Origin of the sequence: Achromobacter seleniivolatilans (genome assembly GCF_030864005.1) — a bacterium.
Classification (GTDB): Bacteria; Pseudomonadota; Gammaproteobacteria; order Burkholderiales; family Burkholderiaceae_B; genus Achromobacter; species Achromobacter seleniivolatilans.
Map to the genome: position 1 here is coordinate 1,552,204 of NZ_CP132976.1, position 20,086 is coordinate 1,572,289.

16 protein-coding genes are annotated in these 20,086 nt (G+C 57.9%); 13 read left to right on the plus strand and 3 right to left on the minus strand.

Annotation, left to right across the window (positions count from 1 at the left end):
• Nucleotides 1–8: 8 nt before the first annotated feature.
• From RAS12_RS06950 to RAS12_RS06985, 8 genes are all read left to right on the plus strand, one after another.
• Nucleotides 9–944: a hypothetical protein gene (locus RAS12_RS06950; RefSeq protein WP_306946594.1), complete on the plus strand. Its 936-nt coding sequence runs from the start codon at nucleotides 9–11 to the stop codon at nucleotides 942–944.
• 177 nt (nucleotides 945–1,121) lie between these two features.
• Nucleotides 1,122–2,558 carry an MltF family protein gene (locus RAS12_RS06955; RefSeq protein WP_306946598.1) on the plus strand — a complete coding sequence of 479 codons (1,437 nt, stop codon included), beginning with the start codon at nucleotides 1,122–1,124 and terminating at the stop codon, nucleotides 2,556–2,558.
• 154 nt (nucleotides 2,559–2,712) lie between these two features.
• Nucleotides 2,713–3,936: a hypothetical protein gene (locus RAS12_RS06960; protein ID WP_306946600.1), complete on the plus strand. Its 1,224-nt coding sequence runs from the start codon at nucleotides 2,713–2,715 to the stop codon at nucleotides 3,934–3,936.
• A gap of 204 nt (nucleotides 3,937–4,140) precedes the next feature.
• Nucleotides 4,141–6,225: a type VI secretion system Vgr family protein gene (locus RAS12_RS06965; protein WP_306946602.1), complete on the plus strand. Its 2,085-nt coding sequence runs from the start codon at nucleotides 4,141–4,143 to the stop codon at nucleotides 6,223–6,225.
• A 14-nt stretch (nucleotides 6,226–6,239) separates the two neighbouring features.
• Nucleotides 6,240–7,514 carry a DUF2169 family type VI secretion system accessory protein gene (locus RAS12_RS06970; protein WP_306946604.1) on the plus strand — a complete coding sequence of 425 codons (1,275 nt, stop codon included), beginning with the start codon at nucleotides 6,240–6,242 and terminating at the stop codon, nucleotides 7,512–7,514.
• A 16-nt stretch (nucleotides 7,515–7,530) separates the two neighbouring features.
• The gene (locus tag RAS12_RS06975; RefSeq protein WP_306946607.1) at nucleotides 7,531–7,872 is read left to right on the plus strand and encodes a DUF4150 domain-containing protein; all 342 of its coding nucleotides are present in this window, start codon (nucleotides 7,531–7,533) and stop codon (nucleotides 7,870–7,872) included.
• 22 nt (nucleotides 7,873–7,894) lie between these two features.
• A complete protein-coding gene (locus RAS12_RS06980; RefSeq protein ID WP_306946610.1) occupies nucleotides 7,895–9,151 on the plus strand; it encodes a hypothetical protein in 1,257 nt (418 codons plus the stop codon).
• Nucleotides 9,152–9,185: 34 nt separating this feature from the next.
• A complete protein-coding gene (locus RAS12_RS06985; protein ID WP_306946612.1) occupies nucleotides 9,186–10,202 on the plus strand; it encodes a beta propeller repeat protein in 1,017 nt (338 codons plus the stop codon).
• Between the two features lie 109 nt (nucleotides 10,203–10,311).
• On the opposite strand, the gene RAS12_RS06990 is transcribed toward RAS12_RS06985, so the two are convergent.
• On the minus strand, nucleotides 10,312–11,253 hold the full coding sequence (locus RAS12_RS06990; protein ID WP_306946614.1) for a LysR family transcriptional regulator: 942 nt from the start codon (nucleotides 11,251–11,253) through the stop codon (nucleotides 10,312–10,314).
• A gap of 118 nt (nucleotides 11,254–11,371) precedes the next feature.
• Between RAS12_RS06990 and RAS12_RS06995 the strand changes: the two genes are divergently transcribed.
• A complete protein-coding gene (locus RAS12_RS06995) occupies nucleotides 11,372–12,595 on the plus strand; it encodes an MFS transporter (protein WP_306946616.1) in 1,224 nt (407 codons plus the stop codon).
• A 55-nt stretch (nucleotides 12,596–12,650) separates the two neighbouring features.
• Here the strand turns inward: RAS12_RS06995 and RAS12_RS07000 are convergent, their stop codons facing one another.
• The gene (locus tag RAS12_RS07000) at nucleotides 12,651–14,360 is read right to left on the minus strand and encodes a methyl-accepting chemotaxis protein (RefSeq protein ID WP_306946619.1); all 1,710 of its coding nucleotides are present in this window, start codon (nucleotides 14,358–14,360) and stop codon (nucleotides 12,651–12,653) included.
• A gap of 403 nt (nucleotides 14,361–14,763) precedes the next feature.
• On the opposite strand from RAS12_RS07000, the gene RAS12_RS07005 reads away from it, so the two are divergent.
• The 4 genes from RAS12_RS07005 to RAS12_RS07020 all read left to right on the plus strand — a co-directional run bounded on the left by RAS12_RS07005 (nucleotide 14,764) and on the right by RAS12_RS07020 (nucleotide 18,948).
• Nucleotides 14,764–15,429 (plus strand): response regulator, encoded by a 666-nt coding sequence (locus tag RAS12_RS07005; protein WP_306946620.1) that lies wholly within the window; start codon nucleotides 14,764–14,766, stop codon nucleotides 15,427–15,429.
• A 32-nt stretch (nucleotides 15,430–15,461) separates the two neighbouring features.
• A complete protein-coding gene (locus RAS12_RS07010) occupies nucleotides 15,462–16,790 on the plus strand; it encodes a sensor histidine kinase (protein ID WP_306946622.1) in 1,329 nt (442 codons plus the stop codon).
• A 145-nt stretch (nucleotides 16,791–16,935) separates the two neighbouring features.
• Entirely contained in the window at nucleotides 16,936–17,931 is a 996-nt protein-coding gene (locus tag RAS12_RS07015) for a Bug family tripartite tricarboxylate transporter substrate binding protein (protein WP_306946625.1), read from the plus strand.
• A 39-nt stretch (nucleotides 17,932–17,970) separates the two neighbouring features.
• The gene (locus tag RAS12_RS07020; RefSeq protein WP_306946628.1) at nucleotides 17,971–18,948 is read left to right on the plus strand and encodes a Bug family tripartite tricarboxylate transporter substrate binding protein; all 978 of its coding nucleotides are present in this window, start codon (nucleotides 17,971–17,973) and stop codon (nucleotides 18,946–18,948) included.
• Nucleotides 18,949–18,962: 14 nt separating this feature from the next.
• Here RAS12_RS07020 and RAS12_RS07025 read toward each other — a convergent pair whose 3' ends face one another.
• Nucleotides 18,963–19,886, minus strand: a complete 924-nt coding sequence (locus RAS12_RS07025; RefSeq protein ID WP_306946631.1) for a LysR substrate-binding domain-containing protein — start codon at nucleotides 19,884–19,886, stop codon at nucleotides 18,963–18,965.
• Between the last annotated feature and the right edge of the window lie 200 nt (nucleotides 19,887–20,086).

Consider the following 20,086-nt stretch of genomic DNA (forward strand, 5'->3'; position numbering starts at 1 on the left):
AGCCCTTGATGAATAAGCTGTTTACCTCCCCTGGCTATCAGGCCTTGATGGCGCTGCAACGCCGGATTCACGCGTTCACGATTGAAGCCGCTGCGGAACTGGATTCCGATATCGATCAACCGGATGCTCCGCTTTGGACAAGCACGTATCAGTACCTGGCGGTTGCGCCGCTGCATGGCGGGCTGCACGTGGAGTATTTTGGCGATATCTGGGAGGAACCCTTCCAGTGGGCCCTGGCGTGCCTGGCCGAGCAAGACGTGGCGGACACCTTGGTGTCTCTGGCGTTCACGGGCCCGGACGAAGGCGCGAATGGCACCCGCGAGTGGGAATTCACGCCATTACTGGATAGCGCCGTCCAGTTCCCGCGATTGCGGTTCCTATCGATCCGGCCCACGGCGCCGGAAGATCACAATATCTCGATGATCGTGCGGGCTGGAACCATTATGGAAGAGGGCGGAGAAATTGCCCGCTTTGCCGCCAAAACCCCTTACTTGAGCCACCTGACGGTCCCAAATGCGCCGGACGCGGCCTTTTTCCAAGTCCCGCTCGATCATCTATCGGTTCTGCGGATTGGCGGCGGCATGGATACCCAAGGGTTCATCGGCAACCTGGCCGACGCCCGCAATCTGCCTGCGCTTGGGCTGCTGGACTTCACGGAATGCACGGAGCTGCAATTTCGATGGGCTGAGTCTCGGGCCGCCGACGCGGTAACGGCTTTTTCGTCCTACCAAAAGCTATTTTCCAGTGCGGCCTTTGACCGCGTGCACAGCATGCAACTGCGCAATAGCCGTCTTAGCCTGGAAGAGTTACAGACCTTGGGCGCGCTGCGGCCGAAGCTGCAATTCATGGTGATCCAGGCCGCACAAGGCGGTTACGTCAGCCATTTTTCCAAAGACGTGTTCCCCTGGCGGCATCTGGTGCAGCCGGACCCGGGCCTGCGTTAAACACGAGTTTTCCCGCTGATTACAGGCTGGCTGGCCAATGGCCGCCGCCGGGTGGGTTATCACTAAGTGGCGAAGTCGGATTGCGCTCTAGATAATGGTCTGAGCCACGAGACGCAGCTCGGTCGCGCGGGTTTGATTGACAAGAAAGCTCCATCGTTCCCTCGGTTCGGAGGCACCATGTCATCCCGTCTTCTCGCCTTATCGCTATGCGTTTTTTTGCTGGTTGCACCAGGCAGGTCTGCCCTGGCGGCGGGTCCGCCGTCGAAGACTGACCCCTTGTCGCTGGCCTATAACGTCAAACCTTGGACGGGCGACCTGGACGGCATGATCAAGCGCAGGCAAGTCCGCGTGCTCGTGCCTTACAACAGAACCCTTTATTTCCTGGACAAAGGCGGCACGCAACGCGGCATCATCGTGGACACGATGACGGCATTTGAAAACGATTTGAATGCCCAACTGAAGAACAAGAATATCCGGGTCCATGTGGTGTTTCTGCCTACGTCCCGAGAGCGGCTCATTCCAGATTTACTGGCAGGCAAGGGCGACATCATCGCCGCCAACCTGACCGTGACCGAAGAACGGCAGAAGCAAGTTGATTTCTCGACGCCACTGGCAACAGGGGTGCGCGAAATCATCGTCGCGGCGCCTGGCGCGCCGGAGCTCAAGTCGCTGGAAGACCTGTCAGGGCAGGAATTATTCCTCAACCCCGTCAGCAGCTATTACGGCAGCGTCAAAAAGCTCAATACGGAACTGCAAGCCAAGGGCCTGAAACCGGCGATCATCCGTGATGCGCCTGGCGTCTTCGAGACTGACGACATTCTTGAAATGGTTAGCGCCGATCTGGTGAAGTTCACCGTATCTGACCGGTATCTGGCGAACTTCTGGAAGCAGATCTTCCCGCAGATGCGCGTCTATGAAAACCTGGAGGTGGATTCGGGCAATGACATCGCGTTTGCCTTTCGGAAAGACTCTCCCAAGCTCGCTGCCATCCTGAACCCCTTTATCGACAAGAACCGCATCGGCACATCATTCGGCAATCAGCAACTGACCAAGTACTTGAAGTCCGTGAAGTGGGTAAAGGGCGCGACAGATCCCAACGAGATCGACAAATTCCATCGCCTGGCCGAGTTTTTCCGCAAGTACAGCGACCAATACAGCATCGATTGGCTGCTGATGATGGCGCAGGGTTACCAGGAATCGCGGCTGGATCAACAGGCCAAGAGCTCGGTGGGCGCAGTGGGCGTCATGCAGATCATGCCTGCCACGGGGAAAGACCTGAAAGTGGGCGATATCCGACGCGAAGAAGAGAACATTCATGGCGGCGTGAAATATATCCGCTTCATGATTGACCAGTACTACGCAAAAGAGCCCATGACCGACCTGGACAAAGGGCTGTTCGCCTTTGCGGCGTACAACGCCGGGCCGGGCAGGATCAGCCAGCTGCGCAAGGAAGCCGCGTCCAAAGGACTGGACCCGAATGTGTGGTTCGACAACGTGGAACGGGTGGCGGCCGAACGGATAGGACGGGAAACCGTTCAATACGTCAGCAATATCTATAAGTACTACATCGCGTATTCACTGGTACGGGCGCAGGGCGCCATTACGGCGAACTAAACGGGCGGCAAGCATCAGGTTATTGCGCGGGCAGATTCGGCGGCAGCCTGTCTGGAGTCGGGACAGGATAGTCGGCTAGTTTTTTAGAAAAATGGCAAATGCCTCACAATCGCCATTTACGACCAGCCGTCAATCTTTCAGAAGGCCCACCCGATTGAAGACCAGACACTATCTTTTTGGCATTGTCGTTTCGTTCCTGCTGGCAGGCGTGCTGGCTTTTCTGGGTATCGTGGCCGTTACCACCAACAACCTGGGGTGGGGCGCAGCCGCGTTGCTGATCTATGCATTGATGTTTGGCGGGCCGCTGGCCATCGTGCTGGTCGTTACCTGGATCGCCTACCTGGTGCGGGACCGCGGAAAAATCCCCGGCCGCGTCCATGCATTGCTCTTCTTGCCGACGCTCGTGGCCGTGCTGATCGTACCGGTTGACGATTCCATTCAAAAGAGCCAGAACGACAGCTTCCGCAAGGCCCAGCCGGCCATTACCGAGACTCACGTCAACTTAAGCGGCCATGACATCGGACTGGACGTTCGGGAAGCGTCATCGTCGTCAGGAGGCGGATCTCAATTCCTGCGGCCGGCATCCGCTCAGAACGCGCAGTTTTCGAACTTCAGACGCTATCCGCGCCCCGAAGCCCTGGCGGACGGCGAGTTTCCTTACGACGCCGGCCGCATCAAGGAAGACGCGACCCGCTATAGGTATTATCAGCACGACGGCAGCCCCGCGGAGTCCGTGCCGCTACAGCGCCTGCCGTACCCAGACATCGGCAAGCTGGCGCCGGCGTATTCCTACGGCGAGGCCGCGCTGCTGGTGCACCAGTATTTCCACTATGCCGATCACGTTGAATTGGCGCCCAGCTTGGCGCGCTTTGCCGGCACCACCGAAGAGACAATGGCGAAGGCTCGCATTTCAGGGCTGACGATCTTCAGCCTGGAAAACTACACGTCCCAGGCCATCGTGCGGCTCGAAATCAATGGCCAGACGCAAGACCTGGGCCACTATCCCGCACGCAGCCTGGCGGGATTGCCTTGCGATCCGCCTAGAGGCGGAAGCCCCGCGCTGGTGGACTTGCAACAGCCGTTGCGCGTGCGTTGGCAGACCCTGGAAGCCCCCCAGCAATGGCGCGAGGCGAGGGCGGTTGTGCCGGACTTCAGCAAGGCCGGCCAGGCGGACGCAGGCAAGGGGCTGGCACGCGTCCGCCTGTATTTCCTGCCGGATGAAACTGTTGCCGCCGAACGATTCCAGGAAATTCGTCTGCGTGGCGGTGACCTGGCCATCCGCGCCACGGGCGTACCGGCGCCAGCCAAATCCCATTCCGTTTGCGGCGGCGCTTACGGCAACTTCAACCCGCAAACGGTGACGTTACTGGCCGAGTGAAGCCGCGCCTATTCAGGCCCACAGCACGACTATCTCCCCCCCGCAAATCCCCGTGCGCTGCCTTTCATCGGCCGCGCATCAGACAACGCCTATATAGATAACGGGCGCACAGGGATAAATTTCTCCGTCACTACGGGATTCGGTGCGCAGCCACTGACTTGCCGTCGTGTCCCAACTGCGGGTTGAAAGGAGATAGGCGGGGCCATGTCATCTTCAAATGATCAACGAAGTCCCACACTCGTCCCGTCTAGCGACGATATCGACAGTTCCACCACGGGGTTTGCATCGCCGCCGAATCTGTCGCAATTGAAGCACCGCACCGTTGGCGTGGATTGTGAGGCGATGCCCGAAATACTGGGCGACCCGCTGCTTCGCTTCTACTCCTTGGAAGGGGAGGAGGGCCTTAGCCGGCTGTTCGATTACACCTTGGTGCTTCGTACCCCTGACTCCCGGTCTACGCCTTCAGAGGTCACTGCAAATATCGACGTCAAGCCGATGATCGGTCAGCGATTGACCGTCTCCGTCCAACTGAACGGCGCGGACACCAGTGCGGCGGGGGAGCGTCAGATCAGTGGCATCGTCACGCGAGCTGGATTTTTGCGCAAGGAAGGCGATTTCTATCTCTATCAGCTCAGTCTGCGGCCCTGGCTTTGGCTAGCGACGCTGAATACCGAGTTCAAGATTTTTCAGGATTTGAGCGTGCTGGAGATTGCCGATCAGATCCTGCAGAAGTATCCCTATCCCGTTGAAAAACGGCTGGACCATCAGAAGTACCAACTCGATAGCGAGAGCCCTCGCAACGAGCATCGCCGGTTTCAAGTGCAATACGGCGAAAGCGATTTTGCGTTTTTACAGCGCGTGCTCAGCGAATACGGAATCTATTGGTGCTTCAAGCATCTACAGGGGCATCACACGCTGGTGCTGATCGATGGTCCCGCTGGCCATCAGTTGCCGGTGAGCGAGGCTTATCACAGCCTGGCGTACTCGCCTCAGGCCGAGCAAAGCGACGAAGATTACCTACATCAGTTCAGCCAGAGCGAAACGTTGCGCCCCGGTCGCCTGATGATCAACGACTACGATTTCACGCGTCCTCGGGCGAATCTGGCAGCGGTCAATCAGCAACCGCTGCCGCACCCGTTGAATGAAGTGGAGCGATTCGAGTGGCCGGGCGACTACAGCGATAGCAAACATGGCAACTTGATCAGCCGCGTCCGCATGGAACAAATTCGTTCGAGCGGTTGGCGTGCGAGCGCAAGGGGCAATGTGCGAGGCGTGGCTTGCGGCGACTTGTTCCGGCTCACGGGTCACAGCCACATGGAGGCCAATCAAGAGTATGTGATCTTGGCCGCCTTGCTGACGTTGCGAGACGTCGGCGAAGAGAGCGGCGCGCAGCAGCATTGTGAGTGCAGCCAGCAACTGGTGTTGCAACCCAGCCGTGAAGTCTATCGGCCGCCAGCGCAGCCCAAGCCGGAAGCCCAAGGCCCGCAAACCGCCACCGTAGTGGGGCCTGCGGGCAAAGAAATATGGACCGACGAATTCGGACGCGTGAAGCTCCAGTTCCATTGGGACCGCTATGCGCGCGGTGATGAAAGTGACTCATGCTGGGTTCGGGTCAGCCAGGCATGGGCAGGGCAAGGGTTTGGCAGCATCTTCATTCCAAGGATCGGTCAGGAGGTCATCGTCGGCTTCCTGAACGGCGACCCGGATCGTCCGATTGTGCTGGGCAGTCTGTACAACAAGCAGATGCGTCCACCATGGGAATTGCCTGCCAACGCTACGCAAAGCGGGGTTCTTAGCCGTTCGAGCACGGGAGGCGAATCTGACAACGCCAATGCCCTGCGTTTCGAAGATCAGAAAGGCCGCGAAGAGGTCTGGCTTCACGCTGAGAAAGATCAGCGCATCGAAGTCGAGAATAACGAGTCCACATTTGTCGGCAACAACCGAAGTGAAGACGTTCGCAAGAACGAGACTATTTCCATTGGTGGCTACAAAACAGAGACCGTCGCGTTGGCCAAGGCGCTGACGATAGGTCTGGGATATCAAACCACGGTCGGTGGCGCGATGAACACCACCGTCGGACTGACGCAGACGGAGCAGGTCGGCCTGTCGAAAGATGTGCGTATCAACAAGACCTTTCGTATCGACGCCGGCGACGAGTTCGCCGTGACGGTGGGCAAATCCAGCTTGGTAATGAAATCGGATGGCACGGTGCTGATCAACGGCACCACTTTCGAGTTCACAGCGAGCGGCCATGTTCAGGTCGCCGGCAAAGTCGTTGATATCAACTAGCCGGGAGCCTGAACATGGAATTCCGCAATCTCACGCCATTTGGCGCGCAGCGTTTCGGCGCGCTTGCACCGGACGGTCAAGAGCACTCGGTCGTTGTCTTGAAAGTCGGTTACCGGCTGCGCCCCGATCCCGATCAACCGGGCGTGTGCCAAGTGATCGTGCTGGATAAGGAGCCGATACCGCTCACCATGGCTGACACCTACTATGGGGCGATAGGCGTCAGTTCCGTACTTGAGGAAAGCGATCTAGCTCCATTCAAGCCGCGCTGCGATGTCCTGGTAGTGGGCGACGCTCACGCGCCCGGCGGCCACCCTGCACGTAGTTGGGAGGCCGCGCTACGCGTCATTTCGGGACGTCGCCCTGCGGGCCGCCGGGGAGCTTCATCAAAGCAAGACGGGCAGACTGTCCTGCACAAACAGCTGCGAGTTACCGGGGCCCGGGAATTCTTGAATGAGCCGCAGGGCTGGCGCCTCTCCCAGCCGGCACCCGCCAACCGGGTTCCGCTGAGATGGGAGCTTGCCTTTGGCGGTAATAACCAGATCCGCAACCCGAAGCATGCGGACGATTCGTCCTTACCGGAATTCCTGCTTAACGAAGTCTGCTTTAGTAATCCTGTGGGCTGCGGCTGGCTGGAAGACCGGTATGAAGCGCTTTACCAGCAGACCGCAGCCGAACCGTTGACGCGGTTGGCAGCGCCGCAGGTGGAGTACCCCGACGCGCCAATCGGCGGCCCCACGCGCGCCAGTCACCCGGAACAGGGAGGGCTGGACGCTAACCGCATGGCGGCGCTCGCCGCGGCCTACGGGCAAACCCCGGCGGGGTTTGGGGTCGTGGGCCGTGCCTGGGCGCCTCGCCTGGCGCTGGCTGGCACTTACGATGACGCCTGGTTGGCTGACAACTGGCCCAATCCACCGCAGGACATCGATTTCGGATACTGGAACGGCGCGCCGGCCGACCAGCAGATTCCGTATCCCTCGCCAGATGCCCAGATCCAACTGTTGAACTTGGTCGAGCCGCATTTCAGCCACGACGGCTGGTTTGACATCCGCTTGCCAGGACATCGCCCGTTCGTTCTATTGCGGCTGACTAACGGCGTGCTGCTCCCGCTGCCAATGCTGACGGACACCGTACGGGTTGATACCGATGCCATGGTGCTGAGCTTGACGCATCGGATAAGCCTGCCTGCGTCACTCGATATCCGCGTGCTTGAAGTGCGCTTCGAGGTAAATCCCGACGCCGTCCTGCTACCGCCCGTGGCGCGCATGCGCTTTCAGCAAGAGGTGGTCTGACATGGCGGAGAACATCATGGCCCGCAAGCAGGAGGCATGGCGCGTCATCTCCATTGCTCCCGATGTTTGCAAGACACCCATGGGTAGCAGCGTTCCACCTGTGCCTTATCCCGTCACGGCCGAGCTGAAGACCAGCACCGGCGTTGCGCAAAGCGTTCGGTCAAACGGGCATCCCGTGGTGGTGTACGAGCGCAGCTACACGCCAAAGACTGTGGGTGATGCCGCAGGTACGGCCAACGGCATCAAGAGCGGCGTTGTGGAAGGGAAATGCCATCCGTTAGAGCGCAGCGCAAACGTGCGCGCAGAGGGGCGTTATCTGGTGCGCCATGACGACTTGTTCTGGATGAACGGGGTCTAGCGCGATGACTGAAGCGACTGAGTTGGATGCGGTCAACGTCAGCGTGCATCGTGTGCCGCTGCGTCAGACGGCGGGCGGCCCCAGTACGATGTATGTGCAGTCGGACGGGGTAGGCGGCGTTTACGTCAGCTTTGCGGACGGAACGACCGAATGGGGCACTACGCAGACACTGTCCGAGGAGCCCTACGAGGCGCTACGTCAAGAAATTTTCCGCAAGGAACTTGCCGACCTCAAGAAAGTCCCGTCCTATCGCGAACTCTATCCGCTGGAAGGGGAGCATGACGGCGGCAGCACGACGCCGAACGGCAATACACTCGGCCGAGCGGCCGGCGACGCCGCGGCTGGCGGCGACTCCGCCGAGGCATCGAACCCGCAGGTCGAGGCGGAAACCGACGCAGAGAGCGAAAGCGGCAACGGCGTACTGGACGGCATCCAGACCGGATTGGATATCGTGGGGCTGATTCCCGTTGCGGGCGAGGCGGCTGACCTGGTCAATGCCGGGATCAGCCTGGCGCGCGGCGATTACGCGGGCGCCGCGTTGTCCCTCGCATCCGCAATTCCCTTTGTTGGTTGGCTAGGGACGGCGGGGAAGGTCGGCCGGCGTGCCGCAGGCGCGGCCTCCGCGGCAAAAAAAGCTGAGAAGGCAGGCGAGGCCGCGGCAGACGCGGGCAAGGCGGCAGGCAAGGGCGGTAAGGAAGGCGCAGGGCAGGGGGCCAAGCACGGAGATGATGCGGTCAGCGGCAAGGGCAATGGTAAAGGTAAAGATAAGGACGGTGGCAAGTCCAAAGGCGAGGATCGCGACTGCACTCTGCGTACCTATGGAAGGGGATGTCCTCCGGGCAGAACGCCACATCATATTGTTCCGGACCGGGTGTTCAAGCTACCGTCAAAAGTGCGCCTGAAAGGAGGGCTCTCGCACGGCAAGGGCCTGTGCATTTGCGTCGCGGGCGGCACACCGGTACGCAAGGGCCCCAGAGTTAATGAACATGGCTCGATTCATGCCATATATGATCCGGCCGAAGCCGCGCTTGGCGCGCAAGGAAATCCGCTAGGTACGTCAGAGCTGGGTAAATTGGAGGGCTTGGGTGTCACGGCGGCCGCGGCGGTGACAGGATGCAATCCCGTCACCATGGCCGCAAAAGTGCGCGCTTATCACCAGAGCCAGGGGCTGTCCGCCACTGATCTGTTTCGGGCCGATCCTACAGGCCGGATGTTGAACCCCGCTGAGTTTCCCAACTTAGGCAAAGGCTCATCCAAGAGCGGCTTGAATGGCTTGTGATGGAAGTGCTACACGACAAAGAGGTGCGAAGCATATGAAAAAAGTTCCGGTTTCATTTGGCCATGGCTGCGCGGTGAGCGACGACATGCTCTGTGTGGCGGCGTTCATTGATGAGCTTGATGCCGAGCAAGAATTTACCCGGATGTTCGTCTTGAACCTGGCCGGGACCGAACCTTGGAACCATCACGATATTGCAGGGCGCACGATTGTGTCCGTGGCGCTTCGTCCGCAACAGCAGGACGTCCCGCGCGCTTGCTACGCATTGAGCGAATACGGGTATGTGCGGATCATGAACTCGGCCGGAATCACCGACGAGGAAGTGCCTGCGCGCGGCGCTGACCAGAACCGGAAAGAAGGACGCACCTATTCGTCCATCGCGCATATCGGGGATAGGGCCTACGTCTGCGGAGCACTAAATAGCGTCTACCGGCGTGACGCGCAAGGATGGTCTTCGATTGCGTCCGCATTGGAGCAGCAGGCGGTCAAACAGCTGCAAGATGTCGTTGCCCAGATAACAGCCGACGACACTTCAAACATTGCCGCGTTGACGAAACAGATGCGGGCGACGCCCAATCTCGAATCCATCGCCGGGATATCGGAAGATCATGTCTACGTGTGCGGCGGCAACGGCTTGATCATGCATTGGAACGGTGCAGTGTGGTCGCAAATAAAGAGCCCGACTCGCCAGCACTTGCACGCCATCCATTGTTTGTCCGATACCGACGTGCTGATGTGCGGACACAACGGGACCTTGCTGCGGGGGAATCGTGTCAGTGGCTTTCATCGGGTCGCGCTGGGGCGAAACGACATACATTTCTGGTCGGTCAGAAGCTTCCTGGGTGAGGTTTACATCGGCACGAGTTCAGGGCTGTACACGGTCACCGGCGGAAAGCTGGAAAAGATCAGCTTTGACTTGAAGGGCGTGCCGACTGATTTCACCGTGCAGGCGATCGACTCCACTGAACGGGTACTGTGGGTCGTGACAGACAAATTCGTGCTTCGGTTAATGGACGGCGTTTGGCAGTTGATCACGCATCCAGACAACGTTTGAACGCGGGCGGCAGGACAGCCATGGGGGAAAGAGGGCTTTTCCGTCCATTCATTACTTTACATAATACACATTATGCGTATTTCAACTAGGAGCTCAGTAGTGCATGTCTCTAAAAACGAGGCACGTCCAAATCGCGCAGTAAATCATCGGTAGCACGATTGAATCGCTCGATCAAGAAGTCCAAAAGTGCGCGCACACGGGGCACCATATATCGCGTACCGTGGAATACCGCATGGACGCCTGCCTCGTTCCTGCTTAGGTCAGGCAATACAACCTTCAGCTTCCCGGCACGGATGTCCGCAGCCGCATCCCAAATAGTCTTGCGCGTGATGCCATGACCAGCAATTGCCCATGCCCGGGCAAGCGCACCATCGTTGGTTTCCCATGCCTGTTCCATCGATACGGTGTGGCTCCAATCCTGCTCGTCCATGGCAAAGTGAAATTCATTCAATGGGCCTGCCGCGGTGACCAATACGATGAAATGGTGATTGACCAAATCCGCAGGCGTTTTGGGTTCGCCGTGCCGTGCCAGATAGTCAGGTGATGCGCACAGCACACGCCAGTTGGGCGCTAAATGCCGCGCGACTAGTGAGCTGTCACGTGGCATTCCAAAGCGAATTGCAAGATCAATATCGTCTTGTACCAAGTTCGACAACGAGTCCGACAACGTCAACGCAATTTTCAGCTCTGGGTGCACGGCGCTGAATTCTTCGAGCCACTGGTTCAGCAAGTTGCGGCCGAAATCAGCAGACGCCGAAATTCGTATTTTTCCACGCACAGTCTCTCGACCCGACTGAAGTACGGCTTCTGCGTCATCAATGGCTTGCAGGGCAATTCGGCAATGCCGCAAGTACAAACCGCCCTCGCCGGTCAACCGCAATTGGCGTGTAGTGCGATCAAACAGTTTTGTGTGCAACGCCGCCTCAAGCTTAAAGAGTCGTGCGCTTGCGGCAGCAGGCGAAAAACCCAGCTTGCGTCCGGCCGCTGACAAGCTGCCCAACGTCGCCGCCTCGACGAATAAGCGCATGTCCCCAAGTCGATCAGTTGCCATTTTAAATATAGATTTGAAAGATATTCAAATGTTAAGCCAATTATCAAGCAGGAGACAATGATTCAAACTGGGTCATCTCTAAGCTATCGAGGACCAGTGATGAAAGGCAAGAAAGAGAATGAGTGAGAACACCTGCTCCGCGGCATCAGGCATTGCCCATCCAACCGCTGCCGCCGACCGCATACCCATGGCGGGTTTATTGGCGCTGACCATGAGCAGTTTTATCGCGACCGCCAACGAAACCGTGCCTGCAGGCCTGCTTCCGCAGATCGCCCAGGGGTTCGGCGTGTCGGAGGCTTGGGCGGGTCAACTCGTTACGCTCTGCGCACTGGGTTCGGGGTTGGCGGCGATTCCATTGACCATCGCAATGCGTGGCTGGCGGCGACAGCTTGTGCTGCTATTGGCTATCGGTGGCTTCTTTGTCTGCAATGCAGTGACCGCGTTGTCGCCCTACTTCGCGTTGACGCTGGCCGCCCGCTTCATGGTGGGCATTGCCACCGGCTTGGCTTGGAGCCTGCTGGCAGGCTATGCCCGACGCATGGTGACCGCCTCTTTGCAGGGCCGCGCTATGGCGGTGGCAATGGTCGGTATCCCATTAGCTCTGTCGCTGGGTGTGCCTTTGAGCGCCTGGCTCGGCAAGCTGGTCGGTTGGCGCCACATCTTCGGCATCCTGTCCGCGTTAAGCCTAGTACTGATGGTCTGGGTGCTCTTGAAAGTACCGGACTACCCTGGCCAGGCGGCCGACCGGCGCGTTCCGATGCGCAAGGTCTTGATAACGCCAGGCGTACGCTCAGTGTTGTTCGTGATCATGGCCTGGATACTGGCCCACTACACCCTCTATACCTACATCGCGCCGTTCCTTGCTTCCGTCGGATTAGCCGATCGCGTGGATTTGGTGCTGCTGATATTCGGCATCGCCGCTATGTTCGGCATCTGGATCACCGGCCTGCTGGTTGATCGCTTGTTACGCAGGTTGGTGCTGATCAGTCTGGGTGCGTTCGCCTTGATATCGCTGGCACTGGGTTTCGGCAACGCGCCACCCGCCCTGGTGTATCTCTGTGTCGCGGTTTGGGGCTTGAGCTTCGGCGGCGCCCCTACCCTACTCCAGACTGCCTTGGCCGACGCCGCTGGCGATGGTGCCGATGTTGCCCAGTCGATGCTCGTGACCGTCTTCAACCTTGCGTTCGCCGGAAGCGGCGTGTTGGGCGGGGTGCTGCTGTCAACTACGGGCGCCGCGTCTTTCCCCTGGGTACTCTTCGTATTGCTGCTGGTCGGCCTATTCGCAGCTTGGGGAGCCAGAGCATATGGCTTCAAGCGTGGCCGACGTACACCTATAGGCTGAGAGCGCTGAAAGAAGATCGGTGTGTGGCCGTGCTATTGAGCATCACCGTTTTTCTTTAGAAAGTTTCCCATTCTCTGTCCTCGCGACCCGCTGTTGCAGACACCATGACAGGTTGAATCACACCGCGCGGCTTTAAAGCTGGCGCATGCGGCTTGGCATGCACAGCAGTCTTCGCCAGCAGCCTTGGCAGAGGCGTAACGACTTCTGCCATCGGCATATCCTCTCTATTCGCCAACTTGAATACTGATACCACCTTGACCAAGGCAGTAGCCTGCTCGGTCAAACTGCTCGCAGCCGCGGCCATTTCTTCAACCAGTGCTGCGTTCTGCTGCGTGACTTCGTCCATTTGCGTGACGGCTTCACCCACTTGACCGACCCCAGTACTTTGCTCGTTACTAGCAACGCTGATTTCGCCCATGATGTCCGTAACTCGGCGAATAGCGGTTACGACATCGGCCATTGTGGAGCCTGCGTCATCGACCAACGCAGTGCCCTCCTCAACTTGATGGACACTAGCGGTGATCAGTTGCTTGATTTCTTTGGCAGCGTCCGCACAGCGTTTCGCCAGGGAGCGTACCTCACCCGCCACCACGGCAAATCCCCTACCCTGCTCGCCCGCTCTGGCCGCTTCAACAGCGGCGTTCAAGGCCAGTATGTTGGTCTGGAATGCAATGCTGTCGATCACGCTAATGATGTCCGAGATCTTCCCGCTGCTTTCGCGTATGCCATTCATGGTGTTGACGACTTCGGCGACCACATTGCCACCCTTCTGGGCGACCTCCGACGCAGTTATTGCCAGCTTGTTTGCAGCCTGCGCATTGTCAGCATTCTGGCGAACGGTCGTGCCAAGCTGTTCCATCGAAGCTGCCGTTTCTTCCAACGCGCTGGCTTGATTTTCCGTCCGCGCGCTCAGATCGTTATTTCCGGAGGCTATCTGGGCGCTAGCTGCGGCCACGCTTTCCGCGTTATGGCGAACCGCACTCACCGTCGCAGACAGGCTATGCCGCATGCGTTCCAACGCGTTCAAGAGTTGGCCTACTTCGTCTCGACGGTCGTCAATAATTGCGGCGCTTAGATCGCCGGCCGCCACGCGATCTGCCACATCGATCGCACGCGCCAACGGGCGAGTAATGGATCGAATCAAAACCAAAGCCAGAATAGAAGCCAACACTACAGCGGCGGCCGTGCTGATCACGATGTCACGCCGGAGCGTATCGCCAGCGTCAGCGGCCAAAATGCTGGTCTGTTTGGTCAGTTCGTTTTGTACGCTTATTTGTTCTCGAATGGTTGACTCGTAGGCCAACTGCACCGGACGAAAAACGTCCATTAAGTAGCGGGTCGCCTCATCCTTCTGTTCCTTGGCAATGAGATCAAGGAACCCGTCGGCCGTTGCAATAAACTTCTGCCGCCCTTCCTTCATGTGTTTCAACGCGGCTTTTCCCTCGGCAGAGGTAACCGCCCCGTCAAGATAGCTGTACTGCTCGACGACTTCCCTTCGGCTTTCGGCAATTTGTTTCTTGGCAGCAGCAACGCGTTCTTGATTGGTAAATATGATGAGGTTGCGCATTTGAATCGCTTGAACACGCACACGATCCATCAATATCGACAACGACTGATTGATTGGAATTCGAGAGTCGATAAGACTGTCTGTCGCATCTCTTTGCACGCCAGATCGGTACCAACTAATGCCGGAGAGAATCACCAGCAAAAACACTAGAGACGTAAATGCGAGCGCAAGCTTTTTTGATATTGTCAGGTTCTTCATGTTTCCTGCGTGTCACGATGCGCGAGCATGCCTTCAGAGTTTTTGCAACCCCTCGACCCTCTCGAAACAGCGTAGGCACATCCTACTATTCGTACATTGACGCGGACAGGTAGTTAGCATTGAATTCTCATGCGCTTTGCGCACCGGCCACGAGCTACCAAAACGTGGCTTGATTTCGTCCACCATTGTGATCGCCTCGTTTTAATTATTTCTTAACTGAGACCTGGGCGTAGCCAGATCATTGACGAACGTCAAGTTGCGTCGCGGCGTCGCAACAATACGACCACAATGCTCAGCGTGGTTCTCAAACATCTTTCGCCTATTGCGCCAAACGGTTAAGAAATTCTTAACCCGGCTGCACCACAATGCAGCGTCCTTTTGGTAGCTGAGACAACATGCCTTTATGACCAGGACACTTTTGATCGAGGACGACTCGATGCTTGCCGAAGCATTGACGACAACACTTTTACGAGATGGTGCCAAATTGACGGTCGCCGGTAATTCGGCCACGGCGAAAATCCACTTGCTCGATCAAGTATTCGATGTCGTACTTCTGGATCTTGGCCTGCCAGACAGCTCTGGCCTGGACGTCTTGCGGTTTCTACGAGCCAGATATGACATCACGCCCGTCATCATCATGACTTCTAGAGACCGGTTGAGTGATCGCATCGCCGGCTTGGATGCGGGCGCGGATGACTATCTAGTCAAGCCATTTCAAGTTGGGGAATTGCTCGCCCGCATGCGCGCGGTCATCCGGCGCAGTCAGGGGCGCGTGGCGCCCGTAATGACATGGGGCAGCTTGACGCTGCACCCCAGTAGCCATCTGGCGACAGTGAACGGCACGGAAGTGCAACTGAGCGTGCATGAATTCCGGACGCTTCAGGCCCTGATGCAAAAGAATGGGCTGGCAATCTCGCGTTACGCACTCGAACAAGAGGTGTACGGCACCAGCGGAGCGATCGGGAGCAACACCGTTGCCGTGTATGTACACCAACTTCGCAGAAAGGTCGGCAGCGGCTTCATCGAGACGGTTCACGGTTTCGGATATCGGCTGGGTCGTGAGAACTAAGCGTGCGGTTGCCATCCTTCAAGTCGCTACGCATGCGCCTGCTCGCCGGAATCCTGGTGACGCTACTGCTGTCCTGGCTAATTCAGTTCTCGTTTTACTGGGCCGATGTTGTGAAGGAAAACACCGGCGCGAGAGATCGGGATCTGATGAACACAGCTCAGGTCGCGCTTCTGTCGGTTGCGTCCACTACGGCGAGGCTGTCTAAAGACGCCAGCTGTTCACAGGACGGACGATGGATAGCTCCCCAAAGCAAGAACGCATTACTTGCATTTGATCTAACCAGCGGGCGTCTGGTTTTCAGTTCGATAGATGCCCCATCCACCTCGATCGCCGAACTGGGCAAGAGCGGATTTTCCACGCGATATGTGGATGCCGATGGGTGGCGCGTCTACTCTGCCATCGATGCCGAGGCTCGCACCCAGGTCGTCGTGGCGTCTCCGCTTTCGCTGTCGCAACAGCAATTCCGCGACCGCTTTAGCTTCGGCGCCCTCATAACGTTCATCCTGGTTTTAGCTGTGGGTGGCGTAGCGATTCTGATCAGCAGCATTGCCCTCAAGCCAGTCTCAGCCATCACTCGATCGCTTCGACAGCGTGACGTCATGGATTTAAGCCCTCTATGTGAAAAGCACGTGCCGATTGAAATACGGCCCCTTATCGTCGCGTTGAATCAGCAGCATATCCGGTTGAAGACTGCTATGGAAAATGAACGTACGTTCCTAAGCAATGCTGCCCACGAACTTCGGACGCCCTTGGCCGTGCTCACCGTACAGACAGAAAATGCCCTGAGAACTGACGACATCGACGAAGTAAAGGCACTTCTGAGAAAAATTGCCGCAACGACGCAGCGTAGTTCCCGCCTGGCGGAACAGCTTCTGGACCTTGCGCGCATGGAATCAAGTGATGTCTCGATGGCACCCAAAACCTTGGATTTAAGTGCAGTCGTGGAGCTTGTATCGCGTGACATACAAATGATTGCCGTGGAAAAAAGCCAACGCATCTTGATGGACCTGAATCCCTGCCTTGTTCAGGGAAACATCGATTTGATCGGCATCCTCGTCCGCAATCTGCTCGACAACGCCTGCCGCTACACCCAACATGCAGGCTGCATCCTGGTTCAATGCGGGAACATCGATGGTGAGGCCAGACTGACCGTCATGGACGACGGTCCAGGCGTACCCCTCCACGAAAGAGAGAAGATATTTGACCGTTTTTATCGCGTGCCGGGATCTGCCGGGCAAGGTAGCGGAATCGGCCTCTCTCTCGTTGCCCGCATCGCCCACCAGCACCAAGCCAAGATCGAAATACTCGCAGGAATCGCGGGTAACGGGGTAGCGTTTTCCATTACCTTTCCCGAGCTCTAATCGGCTTGCCCGCCTGCCAAAGGAAAAACCTATAGGCGCATAGGAAAGCGGTATTTGAACTGAATTCGAGCTCTCCCTAGCATGGATCAAGCGTACAAAACGCAATCAAAAATGCGCAATAAGCGTATGAACCCAAGGGAAAGCGATGTTCAACCTCAGCAAGGCCTGCTCGGCCAATTACCTTCGCGCTGTTTTCATCAGCGTACTGCCTGTTCTCAGCTGCACGGCTCACGCCCAGTCCACCTATCCCGACCATCCCGTGCGGCTGATCGTTCCGCAATCTGCGGGGTCCGGGGCAGACGTGGTTGCCCGCTTGCTGGGCGAGAAAATCGGAAGCGTCTTGGGCGCATCAGTCGTCGTCGAGAATAAGCCCGGCGCGAACGGCATCGTGGCCACATCCTTCGTAGCAAAGTCGCCTGCCGATGGATACATCCTGCTATTGGCGGGCGTGTCCCAAATGAGTTTCAACCCGAAGCTGTACAAGACACTGCCCTACGACGCCAACAAGGACTTCACCTACATCGCGCCTGTCGTCGACACTCCGTTCGTGTTGGTTGCGGGAAAAAGTAGTCCGTACAAGACCCTGCCGCAGTTGCTCGCCGCAGCCAAAGCCGCACCTGACAGCGTGACATTCGCCAGCGCCGGCGCTGGCAACTCCACCCACCTATCGACCGAAATGATCGCCGCGGGTGCGAGCATCAAGCTCAAACATGTGCCGTACAAGGGTTCGGGTCCTGCGTTAAATGCAGTCATCGGAGGACAGGTGGACATCATGACCAGCGTGCTGGGTTCAGCATTGCCGCAGATTCAAGGCGGCAACGTGATCCCCCTGGCCGTGCTGGCGGACAAGCGCGCCAGCGATTTGCCCGACGTGCCCACACTCAAGGAAGCCGGCATTCAAGCGCCTCCGATGCCGGGGTGGTTTGCTGTAGTCGGCCCGGCAGGAATGGACAACGCCATTGTCAGCAAATTGAACCAGGCAATCCAAGCCGCGATCACCGATCCCGCCATCAACAAAAGGTTGAAGGATTTGTATTTCATTCCGCTGCAAGGAACTGCTCAGGAGATGCGCGCCCGGGCAGACGAAGATGCGAAGGTATGGGGCGACTTCATCGCGCGCACAGGCGTCCAGGTCGACTGACGCCATCTTATTCCTCTCTACGATCCTTGGAGGACACTTATGAAGACGCTATTCACCCTCGCCGCCATTGCCTCGGCACTATTGCTGACCTCACCCGCTCATGCGCAGGATGCCGCAGCCTGGCCAAACAAGCCTGTTCGCATCATTGTGCCGTTCGCGGCTGGCGGTTCCACTGATATTGTGGCGCGCAAGGTGGCGCAACGGATGGGGCAACTGACCAGTCAGCCGTTCATCGTCGAGAACAAGCCTGGGGCAGGCGGCACGCTGGGCGCCGCCTATGCGCGAGCACAACCTGCCGACGGGTATTCGCTGTTTCTCGGAACGGTCAGCACGCAATCGGTCGCACCCTTTCTCTACAAAACCCTGCCCTATGATCCCTTGAAGGATTTTCGTGGGCTAGCGATGATCGCATCGGTTCCGAACGTGGTTGTGGTCAATAAAGCGTTGAAAACGCAAGACCTGAAAGAGCTGGTCGCCGCAGCCAAGAACAAGCCCGGCGGCCTGACCTACGGGTCCAGCGGCCTGGGATCTTCCAATCACTTGGCGACCGAGGCCCTGCGTGCCAGCCTGGCTATTCCGGTGACTCACGTTCCTTATCGAGGGTCCGGCCCTGCCCTGACCGACACCATGGCGGGACACGTGGACTTTATGCTGGACGTGGCCATGACGTCGCTGCCTTACATCCAACGGGGCGATCTGAACGCAGTCGCGGTGACGTCTAAACAACGGCTACAGGTTCTGCCTGACGTTCCTACCGTAGCCGAGCAGGGTTTCCCGGAATTCGAAGCGCTGGGATGGTTCGGATTGTTTGCCCCGGCGCAAACCTCTAACGAACTCGCCGAAAAAATCGCCCAGCTCGTGCATCAGGTGGTGCTGGAGAAGGAAATGACCGCGTACTTCGAAGCTCAAGGAGCGACAGCCAGCGGTGTCACGTTGAAAGGGTTCGACGATATCGTCGCCGCAGATCGCATTCATTGGGGCAAGGTCGCCCAGTTGGCGCAGATCCAGCCTGAGTAACGCCGCCGGCGTGGTCAGTTTTTCCAGACCACGCCGCCCCAACGCCCTGTCGCCACCAAGTCTTTCGCAACCTCAATCAGCGTCTGATGTATGTGGGTGCACACCACACTTTTCTCCGTGGACAAGGACATGCAGACCGACACTCGGCGGCTGAAGGCCTTATCTGCAATAGGCGTGGAGACAATGCGATCTTTGTCAGCTTCAAGCCCAACCAACGCGGACGAAGGCAGCACCGTCCAGCCCTTTCCTGCTTTCACGAGTGCAAGCAGCACGGACACAGCGCTGGTCTCCGCTACCAGTGTGAACGGCAAGGCTTCCTCGGCAAAAGCGCGCGCAGCCAACACACGTATTGAATTGGGAAAACTGGGCAACACCAAAGGCAGTTCCGACATTTTCCGCAGCGCAATGGCTTCCAGACCTAACGACGGGCCAATCAGGTACAAGTTTTCGACTAGTAACGGCGTGGTTGTCATGCGGGCGGGCTGCGGCTGGACGTCCATCGCAACCGCTATATCCATGCGATGCAATGAGACAGCGACGGCCAAGTCGGCGCTGCTGCCTTCAATGATCTCTAGCAATACCTCGGGGTACCGCTCTGCTACGGCCTCGATAAGCGGCACCGCAAGCACGCGCGACGTACTGGTAGGCAGCCCGACCGTGACGTGGCCCGCTGGCGTGTCACGTCCATGCTTAAGCGCTGATTTAGCTTCTTCAACTTGCCGCAACACCATCTTGGCATGCCGATACAGGAGCTTGCCGGCGTCCGTCGCACGCACGCCGCCCGGACCTCTCAGCAACAACTGGGTTTCTAACTCGCTTTCCAGGTTGGCCACATGTTGGCTCAACGACGGCTGCGCGATGTGCAAGGTCTCGGCGGCGGCCGTAATGCTTTCTAGCTCGACGATACGAGTGAAGTACTTGAGTTGTCGCAGGTCCATCAGGATTTCCTATCTCACGCCTGAATCATATTCAAAGACGCGCCTGAAAAAGCGGCTCCCTCGCGTAATCCCTAGGAAGTATTTACGTTCAGGAGCGCAATCAGGCTCATCGTTTTTTCCTATGTAGCTATCCACATTGCATATTGGTGCCGCTCACAACGCGTCAATAACATGATTGTCGAATCGCTGCGGCCAAAGCG